The sequence below is a fragment of the Xanthomonas cassavae CFBP 4642 genome, from assembly GCF_000454545.1.
Taxonomy (GTDB): domain Bacteria; phylum Pseudomonadota; class Gammaproteobacteria; order Xanthomonadales; family Xanthomonadaceae; genus Xanthomonas; species Xanthomonas cassavae.
In genome coordinates this window covers 2083860-2104752 of sequence record NZ_CM002139.1, presented here as the reverse complement: position 1 = coordinate 2104752, position 20893 = coordinate 2083860, and the positions used below count along the sequence as shown (strand labels likewise).

The window sequence follows — 20893 nt, the reverse complement described above, 5'->3', positions numbered from 1 at the left end:
TGCACCTGGGGTTGGGCAGGTTAGGCTGTGAGCATGTCGCATCCTGAAGACGAAGACGACGGCGCGCTGTTCCGCGCAGCGATCGGCGCGGTCAAGCCGATTCGTGAAGTCGCCCCACCGGCCAATGCCAAGCCGCGCCCCAAGCCGCGCGCCCGCATGGCCGAGCGCGACGATGCGGACGCGCACACCGAATTCGCGCGTCTGCTGCGCGACAGTGCGCCGCTGGAGGCGGGCGATACCGCCAGCTACCGGCGCGAGAATCTTCCCACCCGATTGTTTCAGCGGCTCAAGCGCGGTCAGTTCTCGATCCAGGACGAACTGGACCTGCATGGCGCCACCGCCGCGCAGGCCGAATCCCTGCTGCGGCAGTTCCTGCTGGAAGCGCATGCGCACGACCATGGCTGCGTGCGCATCATCCACGGCAAGGGGCTGCAGTCGGACACCGGCGCGCCGGTGTTGAAAAACCTGATGGATCGCCTGCTGCGTCAGCGCAACGACGTGTTGGCGTTTCATTCCGCGCCGGCCATGCAAGGTGGCACCGGAGCATTGCTGGTGTTGCTGGCGCGGCGTTAGCGCCGATTGGGCGATGGGTCGCCGATGTCGGCATGCGCTTGCGCAAAGGACGCGTTGATGGGCAGGCCTGTCGCGGCCAGGTCCGCTCCTACGCGGTGACGTGTTTGCCGGGCAGCCGACGACCACTGAATAGGCCTAGGCGTCGGGACGCGTGCCGGCGTTGAGACGTCCGGCGTCGCTGACCTGGCCCAGCTCCCACAGCACCGCGGTGGCGTAGCAGCCCGGCGGCAGTGCGAATTCGATCTGCAGGCTGTCCGCCTCCAGCCAGCGATACGCCAGCTGTTGCGGACGCAAGCGCAGTGCGCGGCGCTCCTGCTTCAAGCCCGCGGCCTCCAGGCCTTGTCGCAGCACCTCCGATTGCGGGTCCGACAACGCGCCCTGCTCCACCGCCGCGGCCTGCCCGGTCGAACGCAGTTCGCCGGCGCCCCACAACGGACCGCTGGGATGGATATCGAAGCGCGCCAGGCGCTCTGCCAGTACATCGGTGAACGGTTCGGGGCCGAACACGCTGCGCGAGCCATCCAGCATCCACGCCTCGCCATCCAGCGCGGCGTCCCAGTTGCCCTGCTCCACGCGTGCGGTGAGCACCCGATTGAACAACGCCGAGCGCGCCGCCGACAGCAGCATCGAGCGTTGATCGTTGCGCAGCCGCCGCCGGGATGCCGGCGCCGCCGACAAGGTGCCGTCGGCATTGGACACATAACCGAACATCGCCAGCGCGGAGGCCACGTTGCCGCCATCGCGGCCGAAACGCTGTTCGCCAAACCAGTTCGGGATACCGCGCGCGGCGATCGCCTGCAGGCGCTGTTCGATCGCCGCGCGCTCGCCCTGCACCTGGCGCAACGTCAACACGAAACGATTGCCCAGCAATGCGCCGCGTTGCAGCTTGCGGTTGTGCCAGGTGCTGGCGATGACCTGCATCTCATCGCCGTCGAGCGTGGCAAGCTCCGGCGCGATGCGCTTGGGCAGATGCACGCTGAAGCGCTGCGTGGTCACCGCATGGCGGTCCTTCAGCCCGGCGTAGCTGACGCCCGTTTCGGCGATGCCTGCCCAATGCGCGAGCGCCTTGGCGACATAGGCAGTGTTCTGGCCACGCTTGCGGATGGTAAGCAACAGATGCTCGCCTTCGCCGGAAGGCGCGAATGCCGGCAACTCATCTACCTGGAAGTCGTCCGGCGTGCTGCGCATGGCCGCACGCAACACGGCCACGCCATGCGCGCGTGGAAGAACAGAGGTTTCGCTCATGCTGTGGTTCGCCTTCGCGCCGACGCATCGTGCGCTGTGGGCCGATGGCTCGGCGCGGAATGTCACCTCGCCCGCCGGACAGGCCCGGCAAGCAGGATCGGATCAGGCAGCGATCTTGCCCAGCAGCACCGCCGCCTGTGCGGCAATGCCTTCGCCGCGGCCGGTGAAGCCGAGCTTTTCGCTGGTGGTGGCCTTGACGCTGACAGCATCGAGTTCGACCGCCAGCAAGCCGGCAATACGTTCGCGCATCGCCAGCGCATGCGGGCCGACCTTGGGACGCTCGCAGATCACGGTGATATCGGCATTGCCGACCCGCCAGCCGCGTTCATGCAGCAACTGATCGCAATGCTGCAGGAATTGCGCACTGTCGGCATTCTTCCAGCGCGCATCGCTGGGCGGAAAATGCTGGCCGATGTCGCCCAGCGCCAGCGCGCCCAGCATGGCATCGCACAACGCGTGCAGCACCACGTCGCCGTCGCTGTGTGCGAGCACGCCGTGGCCATGCGCCACGCGCACGCCGCCGAGCATCACGTGGTCGCCAGGGCCGAACGCATGGACGTCGTAGCCTTGGCCGATGCGGAAATTGAAGGACATGCAGACCCTATGGTGATTGAGTGACGTCGTTGCCGTACCCGGCAGTGACCGACTGGGCAGCGGCGTTGCGCGCGGTGGTCGGCACATCGGTGACCTGCGCACCTGACGACTCGGCATCGACCGTAACGCCGCGGCGCGCCAGTTCGAATTCAAACCGTGCCAGATCCGCGGAGGTGGTGACCTTGAAGTTGTCTTCGGCCCCTTCCACCAGCAAGGGGCGCAATCCCAGCCGCTCCATCGCCATTGCCTCGTCGGTCACGTCCACACCGGCGGCCGAGGCCTCGGTGAGGCCGCGGATCAGTTGATGCCGGCGAAACAACTGCGGAGTGAGCGCGCGCCATAGACGTTCGCGTGGCTCGGTGCCATCAATGCCGCCATCGTCGCCGGCACGCTTGAGGGTGTCGCGCACCGGTGCCGCCAGAATGGCGCCCACCGGGTCGCCGCGGCCGATTTCCAGCAGTCGGTCCAGATCGGCCAATGCCAGATTCGGGCGCGCCGCATCGTGCACCAGCACGAAATCGTCCGCGCGTACGCTGTCGGGCAATGCCAGCAAGCCCGCCAGCACCGACGCTGCGCGCGTCGCACCGCCGAGGCAGGTCAGCACCGGCTTGGACTGCACCGCCGTCCAGCCCGGCCAATCGACATCGTCGGCAGCGATCGCCACCAGGATGCCGGCCACGGCCGGGTGTGCAGCCAGTGCCGCCAGGGTGTAGGCCATCAGCGGCTGCCCGGCAGCGTGCAGGTATTGCTTGGGCGTGGGCCCACCAAACCGGGTGCCGCGTCCGGCGGCAGGCACGATGGCCCAGATCGAGCCGGTCATGGGTGATCCACCGGGTCGGCGGAGGCCGGCGCTTGCTGTGCAGGAGCCGCAACCTCAGCCGCTGCAGGGGACGGCAGCGGTGCATCCTCGACCACGCGGTAGAACGTCTCGCCCGGCTTGATCATGCCCAGCTCGCTGCGCGCGCGTTCCTCGATTGCCGCCTCGCCATCCTTCAAATCCTTCACCTCTGCTGCCAACGCCTGGTTGCGTTGGCGCAGACCTTCGTTGTCCTGTGTCTGATGCGCGACCTGGGCTTCCAGCATCATGACTTCGCCGGAATTCCCAGGCCCGAACCAGAAGCGGTACTGCAGCCAAGCCAGCAGCACCGCCAGCACCAGCAGTAGCCAGCGCCAGTTGCGCACGGCTTAGCGCTTGAGCGAAACGAACGCGTCGCGGCCGGCGTAACGCGCGCCGGAGCCCAGCGCCTGCTCGATGCGCAGCAACTGGTTGTACTTGGCGACGCGGTCGCTGCGGCACAGCGAGCCGGTCTTGATCTGGGTGGCGGTGGTGGCCACGGCGATGTCGGCGATGGTGGTGTCTTCGGTTTCGCCCGAGCGGTGCGAGACGATGGAGGCGTAATTGGCTGCATGCGCCATCGCGATGGCTTCCAGCGTTTCGGTCAGCGTGCCGATCTGGTTGACCTTGATCAGGATCGCGTTGGCGGTGCCCGAATCGATGCCCTGCTTGAAGATCTTCGGGTTGGTCACGAACAGATCGTCGCCCACCAGCTGCACCTTCTTGCCGACGCGGTCGGTGAGCAGCTTCCAGCCGGCCCAGTCGTCTTCGGCCAGGCCGTCCTCGATGCTGATGATCGGGTATTGCGCGACCCAGTCGGCCAGGAAGTCGACGAACTGCTCGCTGGTCAGGCGCTTGTTCTCGCCGACCAGGTTGTACTTGCCGTTGTCGTAGAACTCGCTGGACGCCACGTCCAGGCCCAGCAGGATGTCTTCACCGGCGGTGTAGCCGGCCTTGCCGATCGCTTCGAGAATGGTGTCCAGCGCTTCGACGTTGCTGCGGAAGTCCGGTGCAAAGCCGCCTTCGTCGCCCACCGCCGTGCTCAGGCCATGGCCCTTGAGTACCGACTTGAGCGAATGGAAGATTTCGGTGCCGGCGCGCAGCGCTTCGGAGAACGAGCTGCAACCGACCGGCAGCACCATGAACTCCTGGAAGTCGACGTTGTTGTCGGCATGCGCGCCGCCGTTGATGATGTTCATCATCGGCACCGGCAGCGACACGTCCGATTCGGTGATGGTGGACAGGTACTGCCACAGCGGCTGCTTGCGCGAGGCGGCCACCGCATGTGCGGCGGCCAGCGACACACCCAGCAGCGCGTTGGCGCCCAGGCGGCCCTTGTTCTCGGTGCCGTCCAGATCGATCAGGCGACGGTCCAGGCCCTGCTGGTCGGCGGCGTCGACGTTTTTCAGCGTCTCGGCGATGGTGCCGTTCACGTTGTCCACTGCGTGACGCACGCCCTTGCCCAGGTACCGGGTCTTGTCGCCATCGCGCAGTTCCACCGCTTCCTTGGTGCCGGTCGAGGCGCCCGAGGGGACGGCCGCACGACCGAACGAGCCGTCTGCCAGCGTGACTTCCGCCTCCAGCGTGGGATTGCCGCGGGAATCGAGGATTTCGCGGGCGAGGATCTTGGCGATAGTGGTCATAGGTCCGTTCGGTTACCAGTAAGAGGGGAAGTACACCGGAAACAAGCTGCCGGATTATCGCCGCAGGACTGCGGCTTGCCAAATGGCGTGATCGCCCGGCCGCCGCGCTGGAGGCACATCCCCGCACCGCAACCGTGCGTGGCCGCCGCGGCGGACAGCGCAGTGCAGCTGGTTCAGCTGCAGCCGCACGCGGCATCGTTCAACGCGTGTCGGCACATTGCGCAGCCGCACCTGCAGCGATAAGGGACCACGCAGCAGCGGCCGCGTGCTCCACTGCATCGCCTGATCAGACGCCTTGCTCAAGAAAGCCGTGACGCTTGGTGATGCTGTCCAGCGCCAGCAGCGTCTCCAGCAAGGCTTCCATCTTGTCCAGCGGCCAAGCGTTGGGACCGTCCGACAAGGCTTTGGACGGGTCTGGATGGGTTTCGGCAAACAGGCCGGAAATGCCCACCGCCACCGCCGCGCGCGCCAGCACCGGCACGAATTCGCGCTGGCCGCCGGAACTGCTGCCCTGCCCGCCCGGCAACTGCACCGAATGGGTCGCATCGAACACCACCGGGCAGCCGGTGTCGCGCATCACGCTCAGCGAGCGCATGTCGCTGACCAGGTTGTTGTAGCCGAACGAGGCGCCACGTTCGCAGACCATGATCTGCTCGTTACCGGTCGACTTGGCCTTGTCCACCACCGGCTTCATGTCCCACGGCGCCAGGAACTGGCCCTTCTTGATGTTGACCGGCTTGCCGGCGGCGCAGACATTCTTGATGAAGTCGGTCTGGCGTACCAGGAAGGCCGGAGTCTGCAACACGTCGACGACGGCGGCGACCTCGTTCATCGGGGTGTATTCGTGCACGTCGGTCAGCACCGGCACGCCGATCTGCTGTTTCACCGCCTCCAGCACCCTCAGACCCTCTTCCAGGCCCGGGCCGCGGAAGCTGGTGCCTGAGGTGCGGTTTGCCTTGTCGAAGCTCGACTTGAAGATGAAGTTGATCCCGAGCTTGCCGGTGATCTCCTTCAGCTTGCCGGCCACGTCCAGCTGCAGCTGCATCGACTCGATCACGCAGGGGCCGGCGATCAGGAACAGCGGCTGGTCGAGGCCGACTTCGAAGTCACACAGTTTCATCAGGTCACCTTGTTGATTGAAGCCCCTCTCCCACCGGGAGAGGGGTTGGGGTAAGGGTGCGGTTGCGAAGTACTGCTGAAGCAAAATGGTTCGCCCTGGCTGGCGCGTAGCCACGCGCTCGCCATGGCTGCCATCTTCCAGTGCGTTGCGGCGCACCCTCATCCAACCCTTCAGGGCACCTTCTCCCAAGGGGAGAAGGGACTGCTCACGCACGCGCTTCCTTGAGCAACTTGCCGCCAGCCTTTTTCTCGCGCGCGGCGCGCACGAAGCCGATGAACAGCGGATGCCCGTCGCGCGGCGTGGACAGGAACTCCGGATGCGCCTGGCAGGCCAGAAACCACGGGTGCGCATCGCGCGGCAGCTCCACCACTTCCACCAGCGTGTCGTCCATCGACTTGCCGGAAATCACCAGGCCAGCGTCTTCCAGCTGGGTGCGGTAGCGGTTGTTGAACTCGTAGCGGTGACGGTGACGCTCGGCCACCACGTCCTTGCCATAGACCTCGCGCGCCAGCGTGCCTGGCTTCAGGCGCTGCTCCTGCAGGCCCAGGCGCATGGTGCCGCCCAGGTCCGACTTTTCGTCGCGCTTTTCGACTTCGCCGGTGGTGGTGCGCCACTCGGTGATCAGGCCGATCACCGGATGCGGCGACAGGCGATCGTTCTCGGTGCTGTTGGCCGCGTCCAGCGCAGCGACGTGGCGGGCATAGTCCACCACTGCGGCCTGCATGCCGTAGCAGATGCCGAAGTACGGCACCTTGTGCTCACGCGCAAACTTGGAGGTCAGCACCTTGCCTTCGAAGCCGCGGTCGCCAAAGCCGCCCGGCACCAGAATGCCGTCGATGTCGTGCAAGGCCGCCATATCGCTGCCTTCCAGGTCCTGCGCTTCCAGCCACTTGAGGTTGACCTTGGTGCGCTGGCGCAGGCCGCCGTGGCGCAGCGCTTCGGCCACCGACTTGTAGGCATCCTGGTGATCGACATACTTGCCGACCACCGCAATGGTGACTTCATCCAGCGGGTGCTTGACCGCATCCACCACCGCCGCCCATTCGGACAGATCGGCCGCAGCCACCTTGTCGCGCAACTTGAACTGATCGATGACCAGTTCGTCCAGACCCTGGCGCAGCAGTTCCAGCGGCATGCCATACAGTACGTCGATGTCCGGGCAGCTGATCACCGCGCGCTCGGAGACGTTGGTGAACAACGCGATCTTGCGGCGCTCCGAATCCGGCACCGCCTGTTCGGAACGGCACAGCAGCACGTCCGGCTGGATACCGATCGAGCGCAGTTCCTTCACCGAATGCTGGGTGGGTTTGGTCTTCAGCTCACCGGCTGCCGCGATGTACGGCACCAGAGTGAGGTGCATGAACATGGCCTTCTCGGCGCCGCGCTCGGTGCGCACCTGGCGGATTGCCTCCAGAAACGGCAGCGATTCGATGTCGCCGACGGTGCCGCCGATCTCGATCAGCGCCACGTCGAAGCCGGCCGTGGCCTCATCGATGCAACGGCGGATTTCGTCGGTGATATGCGGGATCACCTGCACGGTGGCGCCCAGGTAGTCGCCGCGGCGCTCCTTGCGGATCACGTTCTCGTAGATCCGCCCGGTGGTGACCGAGTTCTTGCGCGACAGCCGCGTGCGCACGTAGCGCTCGTAGTGGCCAAGGTCCAGGTCGGTTTCGGCACCGTCGTCGGTGACGTAGACCTCGCCATGCTGGAACGGGCTCATCGTGCCCGGGTCCACGTTGATGTATGGGTCCAGCTTCATCATCGTGACCTTCAGGCCACGCGCTTCAAGAATGGACGCAAGCGAAGCAGCGGCGATGCCTTTGCCTAGCGAGGACACTACACCGCCTGTTACGAAAATCAGGGGAGTCATGGGGCTCAAGGCCTCCCGGAAAGCCATAGTTTAACGGGTGGCGGGCGAATGCCCAAGGGTTGCGTGGTGACGAGGTCCTCCTGCGCTCGACATTTGACCGTGCCGCTGCGCAAATGCAGACGCCCCGGCCGAGGCCGGGGCGTCCATGTCGCGCAGCGACGCGGGCAGACTCAGCGCGCGGGCTTCTCTTCTTCCTCTTCCTCGCGTGGAGCACTGTCGGCCTTGGGCTTCTGCGCGGCAGCAGCGGCACGGCGCTCGGCCTTGCGCTCGGCGTCGGTCTTGGCCTTGGCGTCGTCGGTCTTCTGCGCGGTGGCGCCCTGCCCGGTCTGCTGCGGGGCGGCCTGGGCCAGCGCCGGCAGTGCCGCCACGGCGGCCGCATCCAGGGTGAGCATCAGAATATGTTTGAACGTCATGAGTGTCCTCCGGTTCGGTCACATCCTCAGGTGGGGACGTTCGGTTCCGAAACCAACGCCAGGGTAGCCAAGCCCACCCAGCCCTGCACTGAACGCCTGCCGCGTGCAAAAAGTCGCCCCAGCCCGCACACTTGCGCGTCGTTTCACGTGCCAACGAGATGCATGAACACCCGTTATAACGCCGCCGATATTGAAGTGCTGTCGGGTCTGGACCCGGTCAAACGCCGCCCGGGCATGTACACCGACACCGCGCGCCCGAACCATCTGGCGCAGGAAGTGATCGACAACTCCGTCGACGAGGCGCTCGCCGGCCACGCCAAGCAGGTCGAAGTCACCCTGTACAAGGATGGCAGCTGCGAGGTGTCCGACGACGGCCGCGGCATGCCGGTGGACATCCATCCGGAAGAGAAGATCCCAGGTGTCGAATTGATCCTGACCCGCCTGCATGCCGGCGGCAAGTTCAGCAATCGCAACTACACCTTCTCCGGCGGCCTGCACGGCGTGGGCGTGAGCGTGGTCAATGCGCTCTCGACCAAGGTCGAGCTGTTCATCAAGCGCGAAGGCAGCGAGCACCGTATGGAGTTCCGCGACGGCAATGCCGCCTCCAAGCTCGAAGTGGTCGGCACGGTCGGCAAGAAGAACACCGGCACGCGGCTGCGCTTCTGGGCCGACCCGAAGTATTTCGATACGCCCAAATTCAATGTGCGTGCGCTGCGCCACCTGCTGCGCGCCAAGGCCGTGCTGTGCCCCGGCCTGACCGTCAAGCTGCACGACGAAGCCACCGGCGAGCAGGACAGCTGGTATTTCGAGAACGGCCTGCGCGATTACCTGAAAGGCGAGATGGCCGAGCACGAACTGCTGCCGGCCGAGCTGTTCGTGGGCAGCCTGAAGAAGGACACCGAGATCGTGGACTGGGCCGCGGCCTGGGTGCCGGAAGGCGAGTTGGTGCAGGAAAGCTACGTCAACCTGATTCCGACCGCGCAGCACGGCACCCACGTCAACGGCCTGCGTTCGGGCCTGACCGATGCGCTGCGCGAGTTCTGCGATTTCCGCAATCTGCTGCCGCGCGGCGTCAAGCTGGCGCCGGAAGACGTCTGGGACCGGGTCGCCTTCGTGCTCAGCCTGAAGATGACCGACCCGCAGTTCTCCGGGCAGACCAAGGAGCGGTTGTCCTCGCGCCAGGCCGCCGGCTTCATCGAAGGCGCCGCGCACGATGCCTTCAGCCTGTATCTCAACCAGAACGTGGAGATCGGCGAGAAGATCGCGCAGATCGCCATCGACCGCGCCAGCGCACGGCTGAAGACCGAAAAGCAGATCATCCGCAAGAAGGTCACCCAGGGCCCGGCCCTTCCCGGCAAGCTGGCCGACTGCATCAGCCAGGACCTGTCGCGCACCGAGCTGTTCCTGGTGGAAGGCGATTCGGCCGGCGGTTCGGCCAAGCAGGCGCGCGACAAGGACTTCCAGGCGATCCTGCCGCTGCGTGGCAAGATCCTCAATACCTGGGAAGTGGCTTCCGGCAGCGTGCTGGCCTCCGAAGAAGTGCATAACCTGGCGATCGCGATCGGCTGCGATCCGGGCAAGGACGACATCACCGGGCTGCGCTACGGCAAGGTGGTGATCCTGGCAGATGCGGACTCCGATGGCCTGCACATCGCCACGCTGCTGACGGCGCTGTTCCTGCAGCATTTCCCCGCGCTGGTAGCCGCCGGCCATGTGTTCGTGGCGATGCCGCCGCTGTTCCGCGTGGACGTGGGCAAGCAGGTGTTCTACGCGCTGGACGAAGAAGAAAAGACCACGCTGCTGGACAAGATCGCGCGCGAGAAGATGAAGGGCCAGATTAGCGTGACCCGCTTCAAGGGCCTGGGCGAAATGAATCCGCAGCAGCTGCGCGAATCCACCATCCACCCGGATACGCGCCGGCTGGTGCAGCTGACCATCGACGATGGCGAGCAGACCCGTTCGTTGATGGACATGCTGCTGGCCAAGAAGCGCGCGGGCGACCGCAAGCAGTGGCTGGAAACCAAGGGCGATTTGGCGTCGCTGGAAGTTTGAAAACCCGGAAGCTTTGAAAGCCCCTCTCCCGCCGGGGCGAGAAGGCACGGGTTGCGCGCCACTGGCGCGCGTGCCTTGGAGCGCCCGCGCTGCGAGCGCGGGCCGGGGCGCGGAGCGGGGGTTGGGGTGAGGGGCGAAGCAGTGGGTGCGTCACCTTTGAAGGCGCGTGGCGACGCGTTTGTCATTGCGGGAACCGGTGACTCTCTGCGTCGCACCCTCATCCGCCCCTGCGGGGCACCTTCTCCCCCATCAAGGAGGACAATGTCTCGAGGGGAGAAGGGAGCTTTATCGGTTTTCTTGCAGGTCGATGCTTGTTTCAGCGGACCGCGCAGACCTGACCGTTCAGATCAGACGGCTTCCTGCCGCAGCACATCCGGCTCTAGACAAGCATGCTGCATCGGTCCACGCGCCATCCATGCCTTCCTGCACATTACACCGAGCGCTGCCGCAGCCTAGCATCGGCACTCCCCTGCTCCGACGCCGATGCCCATGCCCTCCTTTCTCCGTGCCGGCTTGCTGGCCTGCTTCCTGCTCAGCGGGGCCGCTCTGGCCGATGCGCCAGAGCGAACCGATAAAAGCGATGCAAAACGCGACGCCAGCGCCGCTGCCGCTGCCGCCAGACAGGCACCGTTGCCGGCCGATGTCAGCGTGCGTCAGAGCACGCGCGTGGCCGGCCGGTCGCTGAGTTACACCGCCACCGTCGGCACCCTGCCGGTGCGCGATGCGCAGGGCAAGACCACCGGCGAGGTGGTGTTCACCGCCTACACCGTCGACGGCAAGGAACGCCCGGTGACCTTTGCATTGAATGGCGGCCCGGGCGCGGCGTCGGTGTATCTGAATTTGGGTGCGATCGGGCCAAAGGTGGTGTCGTTCGGCGCCGAAGGCGACAGCGCCTCGGCACCGGCCGCGCTGCGCGACAACCCGGGCACCTGGCTGGATTTCACCGACCTGGTGTTCATCGACCCGGTGGGCACCGGCTTCAGTCGCGCATTGATCGGCGACGACGATGCCAAGAAGCAGTTCTACAACCCGCAGGCGGATGTGGAATATCTCTCGCGCGTGATCTACGACTGGCTGCTCAAGAACCGCCGCCTGCAGGCGCGCAAGTATCTGGTCGGCGAGAGCTATGGCGGTTTCCGCGGTCCGCGGATCACCCACTACCTGCAGACCCGGCTGGGCGTGGCGATGAACGGCGTGGTGCTGGTGTCGCCGTATCTCAACCCGACCCTGGACGACAACGGCGATGTCTCACCGCTGGCATGGATGCTGACACTGCCCTCGATCGCCGCCGCGCACCTGGAGCGCCAGGGCCAGCTCAGCGACAGCGCGATGCGCCAGGTGATCGACTACACCCGCGGCGATTACGCGGTGGCGCTGATGAAAGGACGTACCGACCCGCAGGCGCATGAGGCGATGTTGCAGCAGGTCACCCGCATGACCGGGCTGGACCCGGCCTATGTGCGCCGCTCCGGCGGACGCCTGGAAACCCAGGCGTATCTGCGCGAGGTGTTTCGCGACAAGGGCGAATTGGGTAGCCGTTACGACTCCAACGTCACCGCCTTCGACCCGTTTCCCAACGATGCCGAACAACGCGCCAACGACCCGCTGCTGGACAGCATCATTGCTCCCACCACCACTGCGATGGTGGATTTCGTCACCCGCGTGGTCGGTTGGAAAATCGATGCGCAATATCGCGCGCTCAACTACGACGTCAACAAACTCTGGGACTGGAACGACGAACTGCGCAAGGGTGCGGTGACCCAACTGCGTCAGTCGGTGGCGATCGATCCGAAGTTGCGCGTATTGATCGCGCACGGCTGGAACGACCTCTCCTGCCCGTTCATGGGCTCGGTGCTCACGGTGGATCAGATGCCGGCGATGGGCAGCGACCCGAAACGCGTGCAGGTACGCGAATATCCGGGCGGCCACATGTTCTACAACCGCGCCGACAGCCAGAGTGCGTTCCGCAACGACGTCAAGGCGATGTACGAAACGCGCTGAATGCGTCCATCGCCGGGCATCTCAACGTCCGGCGATGATCAGCGAAATAGCGTGGCGACTACACTGCGCCAGGCGCGGTTGCTTTTACGTTCCAGCCCATCCATTGGTAGAGCTGATAGCGCGCAATGCCCAGATATTCGTGCAGCGCCACATCGGCCAGAGTGAAGTTGTAGCTCTGCGGCAGGATCGACCAAGTGGCAGTCAACCAATCCGCGCGCACCGGCGTGGCATCGATGCCGAAATGGCGGAAGTACAGTTCGGCGCGGCGCAGATGGGTGGCCGATGACACCAGCACGATGCGATCGGGCCGGTACGCGCGCAGCAGGGGCTGGCTGAACTGCGCATTCTGCCAGGTGTTCATGCTCGAGGGCTCCATGATCAAGTCGGCCTGCGGAATCGCCAGGCCAACCAACACGCGCTGATACACCACTGCTTCGGATAACCCCAGCCCGCGCGCATCGCCGCCGCTGATTTCGATCTTGCAATCGCCACCGCTGTGCCGGCATTTCTGATACAGCCGCGCCGACTCGACGATGCGGCCGTAGGCGAACATGTTGGCTTCGGCTACCGCGTCACGCCCTTCCGGACGCACGGTGCCGGCGCCCAGCAACACGATGACGTTGCGCGCGCCCCATGCGTTGAAATCGTTGACCCCGGTGTGCTGCAGGTGTTGCAGCATCCAGGAAGGCAATGGGCCGCAACCGACCGCAAACACCAGCAACAGACTGGTAAGACCCAACACGCGGGAAAAGCGCCGCAATCCGCGGCGGTCGATCAACCAGGCGAACCCGAACAATACGCACACCAGGGCCAGCATCATCGCGGAAGGATCTCATTCATAACGTGCGGGCAGACCCGACGGTAGCGGGTTTACGCGGTAACGGCATCGCAGCGTGCCCACGGTGCATGACCGCACCGCGACACCGCTCATGTCCAGCCGAACAGCTCGAAGGCGCGCAGGATCAGGTACGCCACGCCGCCGGCAGCCGGGATGGTGAGGATCCACGCCCAGACGATGCGTTCGATCACGCCCAGGCGCAGCGAACGCGGGTTCTTGGCAAAGCCCACGCCCATGATGGCGGTGGAGATGCTGTGGGTGGTGGAGACCGGCATGCCGAAATGCGCCGCCATGGTCAGCACGGTGGCCGAGCTGGTTTCGGCGGCAAAACCATGGATGGGATGCAGCTTGACCATCTTGTGGCCAAGCGTCTTGATGATCTTCCAGCCGCCGGACGCAGTACCGGCCGCCATCACCACTGCGCAGGTCAGCACGATCCACATCGGGATGCCATCGCCGGCCGCCAGCCCGGTGCCCGGATGCAGGAACGCCAGCCAGCCGGGCAGATTGTCCAGCGCGCCGGCCGACTGCGCGCCGATCAGGGTCATGGCGATGATGCCCATGGTCTTCTGCGCATCGTTATGGCCGTGTGCGTAGCCCATGTACGCGGCCGAGGCGATCTGCGCCTTGCCGAAGAACGCGTTGACCCAGCGGGGGCGTGCCAGGCGCCCGATCGGGCCGCCAAGCCTGGACATGCCGGCGATGATCGCCCACAGCAGCACCATCACCACGATGCCGAGCAGGAAACCGGCGATCGGCGAGGTGATCATCGGCACGAACACCTTCCACAACAATCCCTTGTTCTTGGCCCAGTTGCCGATGTTCTCCGACCAGATCAGCGCATCCCAGTTGTTGTGCGCGGCGGCCAGGCCGGCGCCGCACAGGCCACCGATCAGCGCATGCGAGGACGACGACGGCAGGCCCTTCCACCAGGTGATCAGGTTCCAGATGATGCCGCCCAACAGCGCGCACAGGATCACCTGCGGAGTGACGTCCACCACATTGGTGTTGAGCAGACCCGAAGCGATGGTCAGCGCCACTGCGGTGCCGGTGAGGGCGCCGATCAGGTTCATGCCGGCCGCCAGCATCACCGCCCAGCCCGGCGAGAGCACCTTGGTGGCGACGACGGTGGCGATGGAATTGGCGGTGTCGTGGAAGCCGTTGATGAATTCGAACACCAACGCGGCCAGGATCACCACCAGAACAAGGGTAAGCACGCGGCGGCCTCAGCTGTTCTTCAACACGATCTGGTACACCACCACCCCCGCCTCGCGGCAACGGTCGATGGCTTTTTCCAGGATCTCGAAGAACTCCTTGAGCAGGAACATCTGCAGCGTGTCCAGGCGGCCGGAATAGATGTCGCGGTACAGCTCGAGCATCAGCCGGTCGGCCTCGTTCTCGAGCATGCGCAGCTTGTCGTTGAGCGCGGTCATGCGATCGATGTTCATGCGCGGCAGGTCGTCGACCATTTCCACCACCACCGCGGCCGCCTGTTCCAGCATCGCTGCGCGCGGGGCGAAGTCGATGTGTTCCAGGTGCTTGGTCGCCAGCGAATAGCGGTCGGCGAATTTCTCCACCTGCTTGGGAATCTTGTACAACGCCGAGCCCAGCGCTTCGATGTCTTCGCGCTCGATCGGGGTCATGAAACTGTCCACCAGGGCCTGGCCGATCTTGTCGGAGGCCGCGCGTTCGCGCAGGCGGGCGAGCTTGAAGGCGTCCAGCGCGGGCTGCCGATCGGACTCGCGCATCATGGCATGCAAGGCCTTGGTGCTGTCGTAGGCGGCCTGCGCCGCTTCGTTCAGGAGCGAATAGAACTGCTTGCCGGAACCGAAGATGGTCTGCAACGAGAACATGGGTGGAGAACTTCCTGCCGTCGAGGGAGGACGGCACCAAGGGCGAATTATGACCGTTCCATGACCTGTCTGGGTATATCGGTGCCGCCGATGGCCTTCACATCGGCATTTCCCGGCTCGAACCACCCTGTGGTTTGCTACCATGCCTGCGCGCCTTCGGGCGCACCCTATGGAAGACGACCCTATCCCCCCCGCTTGCCGCCCCGCCCCCGTGCGCGCCGGCCAATGCAGTGCAACCCCGCCCTCCCCTTCATTGACCGGGGACTGCGCCCGTGGTTGAGTTTCTGATCGTCATCGCGCTGATCCTGCTGAACGGCTTCTTCGCGATGTCGGAAATGTCGTTGATGACCTCGCGCAAGAGCCGGCTGAAGCAGATGGCCGGCTCCAGCAAGCGCGCCGCCCGCGCACTGGCACTGGCCGAAAGCCCGGAAAACTTCCTGTCCACTGTCCAGATCGGCATCACCCTGATCGGCATCCTGACCGGCGTGTTCGGTGGCGAGGCGATCGGCGAGGCCATCAGCAACTGGCTGCAGGGGCTGTTCCCCGCCTTGTCGGCCACCTTCGAGCTGGTCGGCAAGCCGCGCCCGTATTCGGTGGTGATCGGCAGCACGCTGGCGGTGGCGCTGATTACCTTCCTGACGCTGATCTTCGGCGAACTGGTCCCCAAGCGACTGGCCCTGCGCAATTCCGAGGACATCGCAGGCGTCGTCGCGGTGCCGATGGCCTGGCTGGCCAGGATCGCCGCGCCCGGCGTGTGGGTGCTGGCGCGCTCCACCCGGCTGGTGCTGCGTCTGCTGGGCATGGGCAAGGACGAATCGGCTTCGGTGACCGAAGAAGAGATCCGCATGCTGGTGGCCGAAAGCCACGAGGCCGGGGTGATCGACGCGCACGAGCGCGACATGATGAACCGCGTGATGCGGCTGGGCGACCGCACCGCCGACAGCCTGATGACGCCGCGCAACCGCATCGCCTGGCTGGACGCCAACGCCGAGCCGGAACGCAACTTGGCGGTCATGCGCGAACACGAATTCTCCCGCTATCCGGTGTATCGCGGCAGCGACCAGGACATCGCCGGCGTGCTGGAAGTCAAATCGCTGGTCACGCGTCTGGATGGGCACGGCGCGCACCTGTTCCAGGCGCTGCGCGACACGTTGTTCGTGTCCGAATCCACGCATGCGATGAAGCTGCTGGAGATCTTCCGCGAAGAACAGCAGTCGATGGCGCTGGTGGTGGACGAATACGGCGAGATCCGCGGGCTGGTGACCATCAGCGACCTGATGGGCGCGGTGGTCGGGCGGCTGCAGGCTGTCGAAAATACCGACGAGGACGCGCTGGTGGTCACGCGCGCCGACGGGTCGCTGCTGATCGACGGCTCGCTGCCGGTGGAAGAACTGCGCGAAGTGCTGGGCGCCGAATTGCCGGACGCCGAGGATGGCGATTACCACACGCTGGCCGGGCTGTGCATCTATTATTTCGGGCGTATTCCGCAGGCCGGCGAGTTCTTCGACTGGGCCGGATGGCGCATCGAGATCGTGGACCTGGACGGCGCGCGCGTGGACAAGCTGTTGCTGAGCCGGGTCGGCGACGAGGACAGCGATGACATCGTCGGCTGAGGGTGGGCCGCCGCCCGGGGATGCGGACGAGGAGCAGATGCGCTATCGCAACGAAGGCATCCGCAGCCTGCTGGCGGCCTTCAGCGATGGCGACCCGGAGCAGGTGCTGCGCGTGCGCGAGATTTTGGCGGACCTGCAGCAGAGCGCGTTCGGCGTGTTCCTGTTCTTGGCGATCCTGCCCTCGTTCATTCCGATTCCCGGCGTGGCCGGCGGCATCAGCGGCCCGCTGACCGTGCTGATCGGGCTGCAGATGATGTGCTGCCTGCGCAAACCGTGGGTGCCGGGCTTCATTGGCGAACGCGGGCCGCGGCGGCGTACCAGCCAGCGCTTCGTGGCCAAACTTGCGCCCACCCTGCGGCGGCTGGACCGCCTGCTCAAGCCACGCCTGCATGGGCTGCTGGATCGCCTGCCGGCACAGGTGTTTACCGGGCTGCTGCTGGTGCTGGTCGGCATCCTGCTGACGCTGCCGATTCCGTTCACCAACTACCTCTTCGGGCTGATCCTGCTGTTGTTCGCGTTGGCCTTGCTGGAACGCGACGGCGCGCTGCTGCTGGCAGGCTGGGTGGCGGCGCTGATCTCGGTGGCCGTGTTCGGCGTGACTTCGGATCAGCTGGTGGACCTGATTCGCGGATAGTGGCCGGAAGCTTGGCGATAAGGCCGGAGGGGGCTCAGGGTTGTAGCGTCTTTACTTCCGCATATCTTGGCGCTGCGAGTGTTTGAATTACCCGGTGCCGAACTGTACGCCGGGCCGACGAACAGGCGTGCGGGTCATTGCATCGGGACTGGCCGGTCTTAAAGTGCAGCCGTTCGTCGCCCGCAACGATGCCGTACCCTCACCCCAACCCCTCTCCCGCGGGGAGAGGGGCCAGGTGCGCGGAGGTGATGGGCCAATCGCGCAGGCAGAGGGACTTAAGCGCTGTGCTGCACTAGCAGACTATTCTGCATTTACCAGCGGTGGCCCATTGGGGCTTTACTTCAGATCGACCACGCGGTTGTCGGACAGGCTGCCGGGGTCGTCGGTGACGGCGGTCATGACGAAATACAGCGCCTTGCCGAGCAGGCCGCTCGGGCCGTCCCAGTATTCGGCCGATTCGGCGCGTACATGGATCAGGCGCAAGCTTGGGTCGTCCTTGCCACCGGGGAAAAACACCTTCATCGCCGGCGACCACAGTTTCTCGATCTTGGCGCGGTCGTGCACCACCTGCGCGGTGCCGGCCACCGACACATAGGTATTCTTCGATGCCGAAGCGTAGGCCACGTTGACGCGCGGATCGGCGGCGATTTCTGCCACCTTCGGGCTGTCGGCGGCGGTGGCGAACCACAGGTCGCCGTCGAATTCCACTTCCTGCGTGCCCAACGGGCGGCTCACCAGCTTGCCGTCGGCCGAGACGGTGGTGAACATGGCGATATCTACCCCGCGGATCAATTCGGCCAGCTGCTTGATGCTCTGGCCGCGTTCGTGAAGTTGCATGCGTGCCTCCTAATGGATGTGCACGCATCTGAGCGGATTGACGCGCAAAGCGACGTGAATCACACCGTGGTCACGCTCAGCTCGCGCACCGCGGCGGCGGCAATTTCGAACGAGCGCAAACGCGCGCTGTGCTCGTAGATGTTGGCGGTGAACAGCAACTCATCGGGCGCATGCCGCTCGATGAAGGTCGCCACGCCCTGCGCCACCTGCTCGGCGTCGCCCAGCACCGTGCAGGCAAGCGCGCGCTCCACTCCGGCGCGCTCGTGCGGCTGCCAGAAACTGTCGATGTCGTCGATCGGCGCTGGAATCTTGCCCGGCTTGCCGCGCCGCAGATTGACGAAGCTCTGCTGCTGGGTGGTGAACAGCCGGCGTGCCTGCGCCTGCGTTTCGGCGGCCACCACGTTCAAGGCCAGCATGACGTGCGGCTTGGCCAACTGCGCGGACGGGCGGAAGTGGCGGCGATAGATCGCCACCGCTTCATCCATCGCCTCGGGCGCGAAATGCGAGGCGAAGGCGAACGACAAGCCCATGGCCGCCGCCAGCCGCGCACTGAACAGGCTCGACCCCAGCAGCCACACCGGGAGGTTGAGGCCGGCACCGGGGACGGCCTGCACCAGCTGCCCCGGCACCGCCGGCGCGAAGTAGCGCAGCAGCTCGGCAACGTCCTGCGGGAACTGGTCGGCGCTGTCGAAATAACGACGCAGCGCGCGTGCGGTGGGCTGGTCGGTGCCTGGGGCGCGCCCCAGGCCCAGGTCGATGCGCTGCGGATACAGCGAGGCCAGCGTGCCGAACTGCTCGGCCACCTGCAGCGGTGCGTGGTTGGGCAGCATGATGCCGCCGGCGCCGACGCGAATGGTCGTGGTGCCGCCGGCCACGTGGCCGATCAGCACCGCAGTGGCGGCGCTGGCGATACCCGGCATGTTGTGGTGTTCGGCCAGCCAGTAGCGCTGGTAGCCCCAACGCTCGGCGTGCTGCGCCAGATCCAGCATGTTGGTAAAGGCGTGGGTGGTGTCGCTGCCTTCGCAGACCGGCGCCAGATCGAGTACGGAAATGGGGGTCATGGAATGACTCCGGATCAAAGACGATATGCCAGAGATGGGGCTGACCGGCGGCTTTGCCAGTCGCCTTGCCGCCGCCGGGCAGGATTACAGCATTCCAGCCATCAAACAGCGCGGCGGCCAGCCAGCGACCTCGGCCGTGTACGGGTGGAAGTCGAACGCGCCGATGTCCCTTGCTGCCGGCCGGTACGCACGCGGAGACGAACGCGTCGAGCGCCCGACGAAGCACCTGCCGGGTGGCGAGCGGCCGCTGGCTATGATGGCGTTCACCTGGCTGCACGGTATGACCATGACCTCCCCTGCTGCATCCGCGCGCAGTGCCGACGTTGCACGGATTGCCGCGCGTATCGATCGCCTGCCCGCCAGCGCCACCTTGTGGCGGCTGGTCGCCCTGCTGGCGCTGGGCGGCTTCTTCGAGCTGTACGACCTGTTCCAGACCGCCTACATCAGTCCGGGCTTGATCGCCGACGGCATCTTTGCCCAGGGCAGCGATGGCGCATTCGGCATGTCCGATCAGGCCGCATTCGCCGCAGCCACCTTTCTGGGGCTGTTCGTGGGCGCCGCACTCCTGAGCCCGTTCGCCGATCGCTTCGGTCGACGCCTGGTGTTCACCTTCGCCCTGGTCTGGTACACCGCGGCTACCGTGGCGATGGGGCTGCAGAGTACGGCCACCGGCGTGATCGTGCTGCGCTTTGTGGTCGGCATCGGGTTGGGCATCGAGCTGGTGACCATCGACACCTATCTGTCCGAACTGGTACCCCGGCATATGCGCGGTGCGGCGTTCGCGTTTGCGTTCTTCGTGCAGTTCCTGGCGGTGCCGACAGTGGCGCTGAGTGCATGGCTGCTGGTGCCACACGCGCCACTGGGCGTCAGCGGCTGGCGCTGGGTGGTGCTGCTGAGCGGCGTGTTCGCGCTGGCGATCTGGTGGTTGCGCAGCCGCCTGCCGGAATCGGCCCGCTGGCTTGCCACCCAGGGCCGTGACACCGAGGCCGATGCGGTGCTGGCGCAACTGGAGGCACGCTGCGAGCGCGACCTGGGTGCGCCATTGCCGAAGCCGCAGGCGCCCGATGCGCTGCCTGCCGCCCAGGCGCAGGTGTCGCTGCTATGGCGCGCGCCGTATCGCGGGCGTATCGGCATGCTGGTGGTGTTCCATGTCTTTCAGGCGATCGGCTTCTTCGGCTTCGGCAACTGGCTGCCGGCCCTGATCGCCGCGCAGGGCACCGGGGTGACCAAGAGCCTGGCCTATGCGTTTGCGATCTCGCTGGCCTACCCGCTGGCGCCACTGCTGTTACTGCGCTTTGCGCAGCGCTGGGAAAACAAATGGCAGATCACCGCATCGGCGCTGGGCGCGGTGCTGTTGGGCGTGCTGTTTTCGCTGCAGCACCAGGCTGCTGGCATGGTGGCGTGCGGCGCGATGATTGCGTTCTGCAATGCCTGGATGAGCTTTGCCTACCATGGCTACCAGGCCGAGCTGTTTCCCACCGGCCTGCGCGCGCGGGCAGTCGGGTTCTGCTACTCGTTCAGCCGCTTGTCGACGGCGGTGAGCAGTGTGCTGATCGGCTGGCTGCTCACCCAGGTCGGCAGCCACGGCGTGCTGAGCTTCATCGTGATCAGCATGTCGATCGTGGCGAGCGTGATCGCGGTGTTCGGGCCGCGGACACGCAATCTCGCGCTGGAAGAGATCGCCGGCTGAGCGCTGTATGGAGAGGCGGCG

At 65.7% G+C, this 20893-nt stretch carries 19 protein-coding genes; 6 read left to right on the top strand and 13 right to left on the bottom strand.

Translation table 11 applies throughout. The features are described 5' to 3' along the window. Nucleotides 1–33 precede the first annotated feature (33 nt). On the top strand, nt 34–573 hold the full coding sequence (locus tag XCSCFBP4642_RS0109490) for a Smr/MutS family protein (RefSeq protein WP_029219577.1): 540 nt from the start codon (nt 34–36) through the stop codon (nt 571–573). 135 nt (nt 574–708) lie between these two features. Here XCSCFBP4642_RS0109490 and truD read toward each other — a convergent pair whose 3' ends face one another. From truD to XCSCFBP4642_RS0109445, 8 genes are all read right to left on the bottom strand, one after another. Next, the gene (gene truD, locus XCSCFBP4642_RS0109485) at nt 709–1818 is read right to left on the bottom strand and encodes a tRNA pseudouridine(13) synthase TruD (RefSeq protein ID WP_029219576.1); all 1110 of its coding nucleotides are present in this window, start codon (nt 1816–1818) and stop codon (nt 709–711) included. 102 nt (nt 1819–1920) lie between these two features. Further along, nucleotides 1921–2412, bottom strand: coding sequence for a 2-C-methyl-D-erythritol 2,4-cyclodiphosphate synthase (ispF, locus tag XCSCFBP4642_RS0109480; RefSeq protein WP_029219575.1), 492 nt, complete (start codon nt 2410–2412; stop codon nt 1921–1923). Between the two features lie 7 nt (nt 2413–2419). Then, nucleotides 2420–3232: a 2-C-methyl-D-erythritol 4-phosphate cytidylyltransferase gene (gene ispD / locus XCSCFBP4642_RS0109475; protein ID WP_029219574.1), complete on the bottom strand. Its 813-nt coding sequence runs from the start codon at nt 3230–3232 to the stop codon at nt 2420–2422. Further along, a complete protein-coding gene (gene ftsB / locus XCSCFBP4642_RS0109470; protein ID WP_029219573.1) occupies nt 3229–3594 on the bottom strand; it encodes a cell division protein FtsB in 366 nt (121 codons plus the stop codon). The genes ispD and ftsB overlap by 4 nt, the downstream gene beginning before the upstream one ends. 3 nt (nt 3595–3597) lie before the next feature. Continuing rightward, a complete protein-coding gene (gene eno / locus XCSCFBP4642_RS0109465; protein ID WP_029219572.1) occupies nt 3598–4890 on the bottom strand; it encodes a phosphopyruvate hydratase in 1293 nt (430 codons plus the stop codon). A gap of 286 nt (nt 4891–5176) precedes the next feature. Further along, nucleotides 5177–6010: a 3-deoxy-8-phosphooctulonate synthase gene (kdsA, locus tag XCSCFBP4642_RS0109455; RefSeq protein WP_029219571.1), complete on the bottom strand. Its 834-nt coding sequence runs from the start codon at nt 6008–6010 to the stop codon at nt 5177–5179. 205 nt (nt 6011–6215) lie between these two features. Next, nucleotides 6216–7880, bottom strand: coding sequence for a CTP synthase (gene pyrG, locus XCSCFBP4642_RS0109450; protein ID WP_029219570.1), 1665 nt, complete (start codon nt 7878–7880; stop codon nt 6216–6218). 170 nt (nt 7881–8050) lie between these two features. Further along, complete coding sequence (locus tag XCSCFBP4642_RS0109445) at nt 8051–8293, bottom strand: hypothetical protein (protein ID WP_029219569.1); 243 nt, start codon at nt 8291–8293, stop codon at nt 8051–8053. A 162-nt stretch (nt 8294–8455) separates the two neighbouring features. On the opposite strand from XCSCFBP4642_RS0109445, the gene parE reads away from it, so the two are divergent. After that, a complete protein-coding gene (gene parE, locus XCSCFBP4642_RS0109440) occupies nt 8456–10345 on the top strand; it encodes a DNA topoisomerase IV subunit B (RefSeq protein WP_029219568.1) in 1890 nt (629 codons plus the stop codon). 489 nt (nt 10346–10834) lie between these two features. After that, on the top strand, nt 10835–12346 hold the full coding sequence (locus XCSCFBP4642_RS0109435) for a S10 family peptidase (protein WP_029219567.1): 1512 nt from the start codon (nt 10835–10837) through the stop codon (nt 12344–12346). 58 nt (nt 12347–12404) lie between these two features. Here XCSCFBP4642_RS0109435 and XCSCFBP4642_RS0109430 read toward each other — a convergent pair whose 3' ends face one another. The 3 genes from XCSCFBP4642_RS0109430 to XCSCFBP4642_RS0109420 all read right to left on the bottom strand — a co-directional run bounded on the left by XCSCFBP4642_RS0109430 (nt 12405) and on the right by XCSCFBP4642_RS0109420 (nt 15037). Continuing rightward, nucleotides 12405–13166: a YdcF family protein gene (locus XCSCFBP4642_RS0109430; RefSeq protein ID WP_029219566.1), complete on the bottom strand. Its 762-nt coding sequence runs from the start codon at nt 13164–13166 to the stop codon at nt 12405–12407. Nucleotides 13167–13273: 107 nt separating this feature from the next. Further along, nucleotides 13274–14401, bottom strand: coding sequence for an inorganic phosphate transporter (locus XCSCFBP4642_RS0109425; RefSeq protein WP_029219565.1), 1128 nt, complete (start codon nt 14399–14401; stop codon nt 13274–13276). A gap of 9 nt (nt 14402–14410) precedes the next feature. Then, nucleotides 14411–15037: a DUF47 domain-containing protein gene (locus XCSCFBP4642_RS0109420; RefSeq protein WP_029219564.1), complete on the bottom strand. Its 627-nt coding sequence runs from the start codon at nt 15035–15037 to the stop codon at nt 14411–14413. Between the two features lie 272 nt (nt 15038–15309). Here XCSCFBP4642_RS0109420 and XCSCFBP4642_RS0109415 point away from each other — a divergent pair, with 272 nt between their 5' ends. Both XCSCFBP4642_RS0109415 and XCSCFBP4642_RS24480 read left to right on the top strand, forming a co-directional pair. Beyond that, nucleotides 15310–16650 (top strand): hemolysin family protein, encoded by a 1341-nt coding sequence (locus tag XCSCFBP4642_RS0109415; RefSeq protein WP_029219563.1) that lies wholly within the window; start codon nt 15310–15312, stop codon nt 16648–16650. Then, complete coding sequence (locus tag XCSCFBP4642_RS24480) at nt 16634–17284, top strand: exopolysaccharide biosynthesis protein (RefSeq protein WP_033898202.1); 651 nt, start codon at nt 16634–16636, stop codon at nt 17282–17284. The genes XCSCFBP4642_RS0109415 and XCSCFBP4642_RS24480 overlap by 17 nt, the downstream gene beginning before the upstream one ends. Nucleotides 17285–17620: 336 nt before the next feature. Here the strand turns inward: XCSCFBP4642_RS24480 and XCSCFBP4642_RS0109405 are convergent, their stop codons facing one another. Further along, a complete protein-coding gene (locus tag XCSCFBP4642_RS0109405; RefSeq protein ID WP_029219562.1) occupies nt 17621–18121 on the bottom strand; it encodes a pyridoxamine 5'-phosphate oxidase family protein in 501 nt (166 codons plus the stop codon). A 59-nt stretch (nt 18122–18180) separates the two neighbouring features. Then, nucleotides 18181–19182 carry an LLM class flavin-dependent oxidoreductase gene (locus XCSCFBP4642_RS0109400; protein ID WP_029219561.1) on the bottom strand — a complete coding sequence of 334 codons (1002 nt, stop codon included), beginning with the start codon at nt 19180–19182 and terminating at the stop codon, nt 18181–18183. 286 nt (nt 19183–19468) lie between these two features. Between XCSCFBP4642_RS0109400 and XCSCFBP4642_RS0109395 the strand changes: the two genes are divergently transcribed. Beyond that, complete coding sequence (locus XCSCFBP4642_RS0109395; protein ID WP_425480188.1) at nt 19469–20872, top strand: MFS transporter; 1404 nt, start codon at nt 19469–19471, stop codon at nt 20870–20872. Nucleotides 20873–20893 lie beyond the last annotated feature (21 nt).